Genomic DNA, 11,396 nt, shown 5'->3' on the forward strand with positions numbered 1-11,396 from the left:
TCAACAACAGGAGTGGCCCGGCGGCAGTGTCGCCGGGCCACTGCTTCCCGTACCCCGACATGCACCGTTGTCCTGGAAAACATTGTCCCGCAGCAGAAACGGAGGCCGGCATGCGTACCATCCCGGCCACCGGCGACGCCGGTTCGCCCGCCGACCAGGCCACCGTCCGACGGTTGAACCTCGGGCTGCTGATGCGCAGCCTGTCTGCGGGCGGGCCGCGATCACGCGCCCGACTGGCGGACGACACCGGACTCAACAAGGCCACCGTGTCCAGCCTGGTCACCGAACTGGTCGACCGCGGCCTTGTCATCGAAGGCAATACCCAACGCAGCGGGGTCGGCCGCCCTGGTCGCACCATCGAGGTCAACACCGGGGTCGTCCGGTGCATCGGCCTGGAATTGAACGTCGACTACCTCGCGGGCGTGATCACCGATCTGACCGGCCGGGTGCTGGCCCGCCGCCGGCTCTCGCTGCCCATGCTCGAGCTCGGGCCGGCCCGGGCGATGGGCCGGGTGGCCGATCTGGCCGCAGCCCTGGTGCTCGACTGCGGCGCCCGTCCCGAACAGGTCGAGACGCTGCATCTGTCACTGCCCGGTCTGATCGACATCGATGCCGGTGTGCTCGCCTACGGTCCCAACCTGCACTGGCGTCAGGTCGATGTGGTGCACACGCTGATGGGGCGTCTCGGGTGGACCGGAACCCGGATCGCCGTCGACAACGATGCGAATCTGGGCGCGATGGCCGAGTACGCGTCGGGACCGTCCGCCGGCTCGTCCAACCTGCTCTACCTGGTCGGCGAGATCGGGGTCGGTGCCGGGATGATCGTCGACGGGCGGATCATCCGCGGCGCAACGGGTTTCGCCGGCGAGGTCGGACACATGCCGATCGGTGATCCGACCGTGCTGTGCGGCTGCGGGCGTCAGGGCTGCTGGGAGACCGCGGTCGGGATGAACGCGGTGGTGGACGCCGTCGCCGGATCCGGATCCGGAGACGGCGCCGGATCCGGCGACGGTGCCGGGGACGGGCTGCGCAAGGGCGACATGGCGGCCCGGCTGAACGAGATCATCCTGCGGGCGGAGGCAGCCGACGGCCGCACCCTGCACGCGCTGTCCGAGACCGGCCGGCTGCTGGGCGTCGGCGCCTCCGTGCTGGCGAACCTGCTCGACCCCGAGGTGATCATCTTCGGTGGGCACTTCGCCGCGCTGCAGAAGTACATCCACGAGGCGGTGGACACCGAGATGCGGTCACGCGTGCTCGGCGGCGCCGTGATGGCCTGTCGCCTCGAGTTCTCGACCCTCGGCTTCGAGGCGCCGGCCCTGGGCGCCGCCCACGCCGGGATCGACACCCTGATCAACGACCCCACCCTGGTGCTGGTGCCAGGGTGAGGGTGGATGCGTGGGGGCGGTGGGCGAGCGCGGGCGAGGGGTCGGGCAGGCGAGTGAAAGGATGAGGGCGTGAGCGAAACTCTTGTGGCAGGAATCGATTCCTCGACGCAGTCGACCAAGGTGCTGCTGGTACGGGCGTCGGACGGCGTGGTCGTCGACCAGGCCTCGGCACCGCACCCGAACGGGACGTCCGTCCACCCCGATGCGTGGTGGGAAGCGTTGCAGCAGGCCGGTTCCGGCCTCCTGGAGCGGGCGTCGGCGATCGGCGTCGGCGGGCAGCAGCACGGCATGGTGGCGCTCGACGCCTCGGGCGAGGTCGTCCGTGACGCCCTGCTCTGGAACGACCTGCGGTCCGCGCCGCAGATCTCCACGGTGGTCGAGCACCTCGGCGGGCCGCAGGCCTGCGCCGACGCGATCGGATCGGTGCCGGCAGCGTCCTTCACCGTGACGAAGCTCCGGTGGATGGCCGAGCACGAGCCGGAGAATGCCGCGCGCACCGCCGCCGTACTGCTCCCGCACGACTGGCTGACCTGGAAGCTCGGTGGCGGAACCGGCAACACCGGGATGACGACCGACCACGGCGATGCCTCCGGCACCGGGTACTACTCACCGGCCCGACGCGACTGGATCCCGGAACTGGCCGCATGGGCACTCGGCCGCGAGACCGCCCCGGTGCTGCCTCGGCTCGTGGCTCCCGGCGCCGTCGCCGGCCACACCCCGAATGGGGTTCCACTGTCCGCCGGTACCGGCGACAACATGGCCGCCGCACTGGGTCTGGCCATCGCGTCGGGTGAAGTGGTGGTGTCGATCGGTACCTCGGGGACGGCCTTCTGCATCGCCGATACGGAGTGCGCCGACCCGACCGGTTCGGTCTCCGGCTTCGCCGATGCCACCGGACACTACCTACCGTTGGTCTGCACCATCAATGCTTCGCGGATCCTCAGCGTCATCGGCGGACTGCTCGGGGTCGACCACGACGAGTTCGCCCGGCTCGCCTTCGCCGGTGACGTGGGTGCCGGCGGCCTGACCCTGCTGCCGTACCTGGATGGCGAGCGCACCCCGAACCGGCCGTCGGCGACCGGTGTGTTCGCCGGGCTGACGTCCGGTGCCACCCGGGAGAACCTGGCCAGGGCCGCGGTCGAGTCCCTGCTCTGCTCGCTGGCCGACGCCGTCGACGCGTTGGACGTCAAGCCGACCCGGGTGCTGATGATCGGCGGCGGGTCGCGCAACCCGGCCGTGCAGCAGCTCGCGCCGGGCGTCTTCGGGCAGTCGGTGCAGGTGCTCGAGCCCGGCGAGTACGTGGCGCTGGGCGCCGCTCGTCAGGCCGCGTGGGCGTTGTCCGGTGCGGCCGAGCCGCCGATCTGGGCCGCCGCCCCGTTCCAGGAGTTCACCGGGGTGCCGACGCCGGTCGTCCGGGCGCAGTACGACGCACTGCGCGACGCCACTGTCGGCTGGTAACGCCTGCGGTACGGTGCGGTGCGCGGGCGCTGGTATGACTTCCGGGGTGGACGTATGACACTCGAGCGTCATCAGAGTGGGCGGGCGCTCATCCGAGCCGCCGACCGAACCGTCGGGCTAGGGTCGGGTGATGTCCAGACGCCACCTCACCTCCGGGTCCACGTTCGAGACCCAGATCGGTTACGCCCGAGCCGTTGTCGACGGGGAGTGGGTCTTCGTCTCCGGTTGCACCGGCTTCGAGTACACCAGCATGACGCTGGCGGAGGGCGTCGTCGCGCAGGCGGAACAGACGATGCTGAATGTGGTCGCGGCGCTCGCCGAAGCTGGAGCGACGGTCGCCGACGTCGTCCGGGTGCACTACCTGCTCCCGGATCGCAATGACTTCGCAGCCTGCTGGCCGACGTTGCGGCGGTACTTCGGGGACGCTCCGCCGGCGGCGACGATGATGCAGTGCGGCCTGCTCGACCCCGCCATGCTCATCGAGATCGAGGTGACCGCGCTGCTTCGTCGCCCGTAGGCGCTGGGCCTGTAGAGCGCTGCGGTTGGCCCTCGGATATCAGAGCGGCCGGTAGTACAGCACCGCAGGACTACAGGGGAATCGTGCCGCCGGACATGTACTTGCCGTCGGAGGGCTCGTATTCCTTGGTGTCCTTCAACTTGAGGCACCTCGTACATTCCAGGTGGAAGGCCTTCTGGTTCTCGGCGTTGTCGTCGCTGACCACCACGTAGTGGTGGAGACCGATCCGGCACCGCCAGTTCGAGATCGATCGCATGGCATTCTCCTTCAGGCTCCTGCGTAGTCGGATGATGCCGGCCAGCACGCTGACCGCGTGCACCAGCTGGCCACGAGGCGTCAACAGCCAGAGGTCAGCGCGGAATTCGTCCTCGTACCGATCACGGCGGTCGCGAGGTATGGCCCGGACAGCGATGATGATCAAGATCTGTGCCAGTGCTCCTGGTCGTCGTGGTGCGGGCGGTTCGCTCATGTCGGTTCTGGGCTGGGCCGCAGCCTCGTCCTGATTCGGCTGGTGGCGGCGTCAGCCTGTGCCAAGGCCTGTCGGGCGGCGGAAAGGCCGTCGTCACTGATCCGGTAGTACCGTCGCCGCGGACGCCCTTGGATCTTGGGATCGATGGCTTCCCAGTCACTCTCGACCCAGCCGAGGTTCTCCAACCGCGCCAGGATCGGGTGGATGGTCCCACTCGGGAGTCCAGTGGCAGCGCCGACTTCCAGGCCGTACTTGAGCGCCATCGGGTTCTCGACCATCGCGCGGAGTACGGCCTGCGTCGAATGTGTCAGCCGGGGCAATCTGTCCACCATGGTCGTACGCTACCTAGGGAGAGAAGCCAACGGGAGATCCGAACGGGTGAGACAGGGTGCCGGTGCTGACCAGGCGGGCAGACGGGCGTTCAGACGAGTGCCCGCAACCCGGGTCGGGCCCGGCTCGAGCTCAGTCGGCGCGGGCGCCGGTGGCGGGGGCGACGGTCCGGACCACCGGGGTGGTCAGCGACCGGGCGGCGAAGGCGGCGAGCACGGCGTCGGTCACGGCGGCGGCGACGGACTCGGGAACGAGAGCGATCACCGACCCGCCGAAACCTCCGCCCGTCATGCGGGCACCCAGGGCGCCGGAGGACAGGGCCGCGTCGACAGCGATGTCCAGTTCCTCGGCAGACACCTCGAAGTCGTCCCGCAAGGAGACGTGCGAGGCGGTGAGATCGGGGCCGATCGAGGACACCGCGCCCTGACGCAGGTACCCGACCACCGTCCGGACGCGTTCGTTCTCGGTGACGATGTGGCGGACGCGGCGGATCAGCACGTCGTCGTCCAGCCGGGACAGGGCATCGGCCAGGCCGTCGAACTCGATGTCCCGCAACGACTTCAGACCCAGCTGCGCTGCCGCCTGCTCGCACGAGGCACGGCGCTTGGCGTACTCGCCGTCGGCCAGTTCGTGGTGGGCCTTGGTGTCGATGACGAGCACCGAGAGCCCGCTCGCGGCGGTGTCGAACGGGATGTTCTCGCATGTGTCGGCGCCGACGTCGAAGAACAGCACGCTGCCGGCCTGGCAGGTGGCGGAGGCCATCTGGTCCATCAGGCCGCAGGGCATGCCCACGTAGACGTTCTCGGCGCGCTGGGCCAGCCGGGCGATCTCGGGCAGCGGCACGTCGTACCCGTGCACCGTCGACAACGCTAGTCCCACAGCGCATTCCAGAGCCGCAGACGACGAGAGCCCGGCCCCGACCGGCACGTTCGAGTCGACGGCCAGGTCGACACCGCCGAGGGTCCGACCAGACTGGGTCAGCGCCCAGAAGACACCGTAGACGTAGTCGGTCCAGTCCACATCACCCTCGCTGGGCTGGATCTCGCCGACCCGCAGGGACCGGATCTGCTCGGGACGCTGGGCCGAGACGACCCGCACCTCACCGAGGTCGTTGCGCGACAGAGCGACGTGCGTGCGGGCGTCGATGGCGAACGGCAGCACCAAGCCGTTGTTGTAGTCGGTGTGCTCGCCGATCAGGTTGACCCGGCCGGGTGCTGAAAATTCCGAGAACGCGCCGGATCCGAACGCGGAACGGAACAGATCGCCTGCGCTCATGGGGTTTGAGTGTGCAACGCGTGTTGCGCGATCGGGGAGTTGCTGAACTCCCAGGCGTCGGCGACCATGCGCCCGAGGTCGAGCTGCGGTTCCCAGCCGAGACGCTCCTTGGCACGGGCGGCCGAGGCAACGAGCCTGGTCGGATCGCCGGGACGGCGCGGACCGGTGACCGTGGGCATCTCGAGGCCGGTGACGCGCTCGACCTCGGCGATCACCTCGCGGACGCTGAAACCGTTGCCGTTGCCCAGGTTGCAGATCAGGTGCTCACCGGGGCTGGCCGCCGTCAGGGCGAGGACATGCGCACGGGCGAGATCCTCGACGTGCACGTAATCACGGATCGGGGTGCCGTCCGGAGTGGGCCAGTCGTCGCCGTAGATGTCGAGCTTGTCGCGGCGGCCGGCCACTGCGTCCAACGCAATCGGGATGAGATGCGTTTCGGTGGTATGCCTCTCGCCGGCACCCCACGCCGCACCGGCGACGTTGAAGTAGCGCAGCGAGACGGCGGCCAGTTCGCTAGCGGCACACTCGTTGGTGATCATCATGTCGACGGCGAGCTTGGTGGCGCCGTAGGTGCTGGTCGGCTTGGTCGGTGAGTCCTCGGTGATCGGGAAGGTCTCCGGTTCGCCGTAGACCGCGGCGGTGGAGGAGAAGACGAGGCGCGGCACCTGGTGCTCGGTGATCGCGTCGAGCAGGGCGCGTGACCCGAGTACGTTGGTGTGCCAGTACAGGGAGGGCTCGAGCACGGACTCGCCGACCAGCGACTTGGCGGCGAAGTGCAGCACGGCGTCATAGCCCGCGCCGGCCAGCACCTCGCTCGAGGTGGTGATGTCCGCCTGGATGTGCTGCACGCCTTCGGGAATCGAGTCGGCGTGGCCGGTGGAGCAGTTGTCCAGCACGACCACTTCGTGGCCGTCGGCCAGCAGGAGTCGCGTCACCACCGAACCGATGTAGCCGGCACCGCCGACGACGAGCGTTTTCATCTTTGTCAGTCCTTCTTCAGTGCCCGGACTGTGCCGGATCGAGCGGAACCTGACGCAGCCGCTCGGCGGCCACCTCGGGTGGGATGTCGTTGACGAAGGCTCCCATGGCCGACTCCGACCCGGCCAGGTACTTGAGCTTGCCGACCGAACGACGGATGGTGAAGATCTGCAGGTGCAGCCAGAAGTCGTCGCGGCCCTCGTGCACCGGCGCCTGGTGCCAGGCGGTGATGGCCGGGAGGCTGTCGTCGAAGACCCCTTCCATCCGGCGCAGCACCTCGAGGTAGATCGGGGCCAGGGCGAGGCGCTGCTCGGGGGATAGCTCGGTGAGGTCGGCGACGCGTTTCCGGGGGAACAGCTGCACCTCGATCGGCCAGCGTGCCGCGAACGGGACGAACGCCACCCAGTGCTCGTTCTGCGCGACAAGTCTTACGCCCTCTGCGATCTCGGCGTCCAACACTGCGCCGAACAGGTTGCCGCCGGTGGCGGTGCGGTACTCGGCGACCTGACGCAGCATGGCGGCCGTATTCGGGGTGACGAACGGGTAGCCGTAGATCTGGCCGTGCGGGTGCGCCAGCGTGACACCGATTTCAGCGCCTCGGTTCTCGAAGCAGAAGACCTGCTCGATGCCCGGCTGCGCCGAGAGGGCTGCGGTGCGATCCGCCCACGCCTCGATCACCGTGCCGACCCGTTCGGGCGTCAGGTGGGAGAAGGTGGCGTTGTGGTCGGAGGTGAAACACACGACCTCACAACGACCATTGCCCTCGACGGTGGTGAAGAACCGCCCGATCCTAGCCGGCGAACCGGTTCCCGCAAATGACGGGAACCGGTTCTCGAAGACGACGACATCGTATTGCGGGGAGGGGATCTCGCTGTGGTTGGCCGCCGTCGATGGGCACAGCGGGCACTGGTCGGCGGGCGGCTGGTAGATGCGCGTCTGACGGTGACCGGCGATTCCGACCCACTCGCCGGTCAGCCGGTCGTAGCGTGCGGTCGAGGTGGACTCGACCGGCGCCAGACCACGCGGGTCCTCGAGAACCCTGACTGCATCCGGACTCTCGTCGAAGTAGATGATCTCCCGTCCATCGGACAGGCGGGCGGAGGTGCGGAGCATGGTCACGGGACGTCACGCATTCTCTTCGTGGTCTGCGGCATCGGTCTGGTCGTCCGGCGTGGGAATGATGATGACCTCGCCGACCTGGTCGGCAAGGACGGCGGCGGCGTGCGGGTCGAGGCGATCGTCGGTGATCAACGTGCTCACTGCGCGAAGTGGTGCGATCTGGGCGAGACCGACTACGCCCCACTTGGTGTGGTCGGCGACGACGACCAGCCGTCGGGCGGACTCGACCAGTGCGCGGTTGGTCTCCGCCTCCATCAGGTTCGGGGTGGTGAGGCCGGCATGCTCGTCCAGACCGTGCACCCCCATGATCACCATGTCCACCCGCAGCGACCGGATCGCCTGCACCGCAATGGGTCCGACCAAGCCGTCGGAAGGGGTGCGCAGGCCGCCGGTGAGCACCACCGTCAGGTCGCGCCGTTGTTGGTGGTTGAGCACCTCGGCCACCTTGAGGGAGTTGGTGACGACGGTGAGGTCGGCGACGTTGGCCAGATGCCGGGCCAGGGTCCAGGTGGTGGTGCCGGCGGTGATCGCGATGGCCATGCCGGGGCGGACCAGGGTGGCGGCCCGTTCGGCGATGGCTTCCTTCTCCGGCAGCTCCCGGACGCTCTTGGCCTCGAAGTCGGGCTCGATGGCGCTGGCCGTCTCGACCGCCGTCGCACCGCCGTGGACCTTGGCCAGCAGGCCCTTGCGGTCGAGCACCTCGAGGTCACGCCGTACCGTCATGTCCGAGACACCGAGGATCGCCGTCAGGTCGGCAACGCGGACACCGCCGGAACGACGCACCTCGTCCAGGATGCGAGCCTGGCGGACTTGAGCAAGCACAGGATCCCTTCCGGATCAGCGGGTGTTGGGGCGAGGTCCATTCGGTTCGTTGTTGTCGATTCTCTGATCAATTTCGCACAATGTCAACCATAGATCAGCTACCTGTGTGAGTTTCTGTGTGTACCGTGGGAATCAGCGTTCACGGGTCGACCCGTAGCGCGTACGCAGCACTCGTAGCGTTGCCGGCACCGCTGCGACTGGCGCGTGGCTGCGGTGAGGCAGGAGTGCTGGTCGGGGCGTAGTCCGTTGATCGAGCGGGGAGCAAATAGCCCGCATCTGTCTGAATTGTCGGATATGTGATCCCCGCAACTCGGGGGTCCATCCAGAAGAATCCCCCGCATGACGGATCCCCGACCGCGAACGGTGGGGAGCGAGAGCAGGAGACAATGGAGAGCGTGTCCGTCTCCGAACAGCTCGACGTCCCCGCCGGGTCCGGCGGCCCCACTGCAGCCGGCGGCCCCACTGCAGCGGGCGGCCTCACCGCCGCCGATGTGGAGCAGGCCGCGCGGCGGATCGCCGGCGTCATCGAGCGGACCCCGCTGCAGCCGTGCGACCGGTTGTCGCAGGCGACGGGGACCCAGGTATACCTCAAGCGCGAGGACCTGCAGGTGGTTCGCTCGTACAAGCTGCGCGGCGCCTACAACCTGATGTCGCAGCTCACGTCAGACGAACGTGCGGCCGGTGTGGTGTGTGCCAGCGCCGGCAATCACGCACAGGGGGTGGCCTTCGCCTGCCGGTCGCTCGGGATCAGCGGCACCATCTATCTCCCCCGTACCACCCCGCGCCAGAAGCGCGACCGGATCCGCGCCCACGGCGGCGACCAGGTCGAATTGCTGCTGGTCGGCGATACCTTCGACGACGCGGCGGAGGCTGCGGCCCAGCACGCCGTCGACACCGGCGCGATCATGGTGCGGCCGTTCGACGACCTGCGCACCATCGCCGGCCAGGGCACCATCGCCGCCGAGATCCTCGAGGATCTCGGGCGCGCGCCGGACGTCATCGTGGTGCCGGTCGGCGGCGGCGGACTGGTCGCCGGACTCACCGTCTACCTGCGCGAACATGCACCGCAGGTCCGCATCGCCGCGGTCGAGCCGGTCGGGGCGGCGTCCCTGACGGCAGCGCTGGTGGCTGGTGGTCCGGTGCGGCTGGAAACCCTCGATCCCTTCGTCGACGGCGCGGCCGTCCGGCGGATCGGTGACCTCACCTATGCGCTGGTGGCGCCGTCCGCTCAGCCCGGTGGCGTTCTCGGGGTGACGAGTGTCGAGGCCGGCGCGATCTGCACGGAGATGCTGTCGCTCTACCAGAACGAGGGGATCATTTCCGAGCCGGCGGGTGCCCTGTCGGTGACGGCGCTGCCGCTACTGGATCTGACTCCCGGGTCGACGGTGGTCTGCCTGATCTCCGGCGGCAACAACGACGTTTCCCGCTACGGCGAGATCGTCGAACGGTCCTTGGTGCACAGCGGGCTCAAGCACTACTTCCTCGTCGACTTCCCGCAGGAACCCGGTGCGCTGCGCCGGTTCCTGGACGACGTACTCGGCCCCGATGACGACATCACGCTGTTCGAGTACGTCAAGCGCAACAATCGGGAGACCGGCGCCGCGCTCGTCGGGATCGAGCTCGGGGTGGCCGGATCCCTGCCGGGACTGCTGGAGCGCATGGCCGCGGCGCCGATGGACGTGGAACGCATCGAACCCGGCTCCGCCGCCTACCGCTTCCTGATGTAGTCGGCGGCCTCATTTCCGCAAGAATTTCCCGGCGAGGCCGGTGCCGATGACCAGCGCCAGCCCGCCGAACAGGATCAGCTGCTGCTGCGCGGAGGTCAGGGCGATGAACGACACGGGCAGCGTCACGACCCCAACGCCGAAGCTGACGATGCCGGCATGCAGCGCCCAAGACCGTTGCAGCACACCACTGAAGCACCACCGCATGAACGTGATGAGGCGTAGCTCAGGAATCTGACCGCCGATCCCCGTGGGTAGAAGCGGTCCGACCGTGACGCTGGCTTTGATCAGCGCTGCGTAGATGGTCACCAGAAACAGAGCCAATCCGAGGAAGAGGCCGGGGACGAGAGCGATGGCGCCCAGGTGGTTGTTGCCCTTGGACGAGTCCGCTGTGTAGACCAGGCCGAGCAGGCCCGTGTACAGCGTGGTCACCGTGGCGACCGAGGCGGTCACGATGTTGACCCGCGTCAACGAACGATCGAGAGAGGCCTGGGTCGTCGCGATGTAGGCGTCCTCGATCCCTTTCAGGGAAGCGGTTTCCGCCGTGAGGTCGGCATCTTCTCTGGCGGCGGCCAAAGCCGTCTCGACCGCTTTCCGGGTCGTCTCCGCCGCGACGTCCGCCGCCTTCCGCGTGGTCTCAGCGGCGACATCCGCGAGCCAGCCGGCCAGCTGTTCGCCGTATCTGGCCTTGAACAGCTCGCCGTCGAGCGGCGGGAGCCCACCGGGCGCCGTTGCCGGCACATCCGGAGCCGTCGCATAGCGGGCCGGAGTGAACGGATCTGGCAGCGTCATGACTGCTTGTCCAACCGGAAGCCCACGACGGCGGGTGTGCCCTCGACACCGACCAGCACCAGATTCGGCAGCGTGCCGGACAGTGGAGAGCCGGAGATGGTGTGCCAATCGGTGGCGGTGTCACCCCCCTTGATCGAGTGCACCCAGCCCCACATCCCGACGTTCCTCAGGTGCGCGGTGTCGGTGGGCGAAACCTCCATGGAATCGACTTTGCAGCGCATGACATCCCTTTCCAGTTCATGATCGGCGAACTGCGATGACGGCATCCAAGAAGTGGTGCCGAGCGGCACCCCCCGCACCGCTCGGCACCATCGGTACCCGGGCATCGGGTACAGGAACGACCATGCGACAGGAATGCAAAACAAATGGTAGCTGGTCAGGGGTAGCCGGGTAGCCAGGGGTTTCTGCTGGTCAGCTGGGTGAGGGCGGCGAGGGCTGTGATGCCGTTTTTGGCGCATGTTTGTAGGTAGGAGCGCAGATCGGCGAAGTGTTGGGCTCCTTTCTGGGTGCGCATGGTGCCCGATATT

The 11,396-nt window shown here is 68.3% G+C and carries 12 protein-coding genes; 4 read left to right on the top strand and 8 right to left on the bottom strand.

The genetic code is table 11. From position 1 onward, the window contains the following. The first annotated feature begins 110 nt into the window (after positions 1-110). From ABIB25_RS22400 to ABIB25_RS22410, 3 genes are all read left to right on the top strand, one after another. On the top strand, positions 111-1,385 hold the full coding sequence (locus tag ABIB25_RS22400) for an ROK family transcriptional regulator (protein WP_354530740.1): 1,275 nt from the start codon (positions 111-113) through the stop codon (positions 1,383-1,385). Positions 1,386-1,454: 69 nt separating this feature from the next. Beyond that, on the top strand, positions 1,455-2,843 hold the full coding sequence (xylB, locus tag ABIB25_RS22405) for a xylulokinase (protein ID WP_354530741.1): 1,389 nt from the start codon (positions 1,455-1,457) through the stop codon (positions 2,841-2,843). A gap of 130 nt (positions 2,844-2,973) precedes the next feature. Beyond that, complete coding sequence (locus ABIB25_RS22410; RefSeq protein ID WP_502919881.1) at positions 2,974-3,360, top strand: RidA family protein; 387 nt, start codon at positions 2,974-2,976, stop codon at positions 3,358-3,360. A 70-nt stretch (positions 3,361-3,430) separates the two neighbouring features. Here the strand turns inward: ABIB25_RS22410 and ABIB25_RS22415 are convergent, their stop codons facing one another. From ABIB25_RS22415 to ABIB25_RS22440, 6 genes are all read right to left on the bottom strand, one after another. Beyond that, positions 3,431-3,829 carry a hypothetical protein gene (locus tag ABIB25_RS22415; RefSeq protein ID WP_354530743.1) on the bottom strand — a complete coding sequence of 133 codons (399 nt, stop codon included), beginning with the start codon at positions 3,827-3,829 and terminating at the stop codon, positions 3,431-3,433. Further along, positions 3,826-4,161: a PadR family transcriptional regulator gene (locus tag ABIB25_RS22420; protein ID WP_354530744.1), complete on the bottom strand. Its 336-nt coding sequence runs from the start codon at positions 4,159-4,161 to the stop codon at positions 3,826-3,828. Before ABIB25_RS22420 ends, ABIB25_RS22415 begins: the two co-directional genes overlap by 4 nt. A 130-nt stretch (positions 4,162-4,291) precedes the next feature. Continuing rightward, complete coding sequence (gene galK, locus ABIB25_RS22425; RefSeq protein ID WP_354530745.1) at positions 4,292-5,434, bottom strand: galactokinase; 1,143 nt, start codon at positions 5,432-5,434, stop codon at positions 4,292-4,294. Beyond that, positions 5,431-6,414: a UDP-glucose 4-epimerase GalE gene (gene galE, locus ABIB25_RS22430; RefSeq protein WP_354530746.1), complete on the bottom strand. Its 984-nt coding sequence runs from the start codon at positions 6,412-6,414 to the stop codon at positions 5,431-5,433. The genes galK and galE overlap by 4 nt, the downstream gene beginning before the upstream one ends. A 16-nt stretch (positions 6,415-6,430) precedes the next feature. Next, positions 6,431-7,525, bottom strand: a complete 1,095-nt coding sequence (galT, locus tag ABIB25_RS22435) for a galactose-1-phosphate uridylyltransferase (RefSeq protein WP_354530757.1) — start codon at positions 7,523-7,525, stop codon at positions 6,431-6,433. 12 nt (positions 7,526-7,537) lie between these two features. Beyond that, positions 7,538-8,353, bottom strand: coding sequence for a DeoR/GlpR family DNA-binding transcription regulator (locus tag ABIB25_RS22440; protein WP_354530747.1), 816 nt, complete (start codon positions 8,351-8,353; stop codon positions 7,538-7,540). A gap of 386 nt (positions 8,354-8,739) precedes the next feature. Between ABIB25_RS22440 and ilvA the strand changes: the two genes are divergently transcribed. Beyond that, complete coding sequence (gene ilvA / locus ABIB25_RS22445) at positions 8,740-10,080, top strand: threonine ammonia-lyase IlvA (RefSeq protein WP_502919882.1); 1,341 nt, start codon at positions 8,740-8,742, stop codon at positions 10,078-10,080. 9 nt (positions 10,081-10,089) lie between these two features. Here the strand turns inward: ilvA and ABIB25_RS22450 are convergent, their stop codons facing one another. Both ABIB25_RS22450 and ABIB25_RS22455 read right to left on the bottom strand, forming a co-directional pair. Then, complete coding sequence (locus tag ABIB25_RS22450; RefSeq protein ID WP_354530749.1) at positions 10,090-10,869, bottom strand: hypothetical protein; 780 nt, start codon at positions 10,867-10,869, stop codon at positions 10,090-10,092. After that, complete coding sequence (locus ABIB25_RS22455) at positions 10,866-11,069, bottom strand: hypothetical protein (protein ID WP_354530750.1); 204 nt, start codon at positions 11,067-11,069, stop codon at positions 10,866-10,868. Before ABIB25_RS22455 ends, ABIB25_RS22450 begins: the two co-directional genes overlap by 4 nt. Positions 11,070-11,396: the final 327 nt, after the last annotated feature.

It is taken from the genome of Nakamurella sp. UYEF19 (genome assembly GCF_040546275.1).
Lineage (GTDB): Bacteria > Actinomycetota > Actinomycetes > Mycobacteriales > Nakamurellaceae > Nakamurella.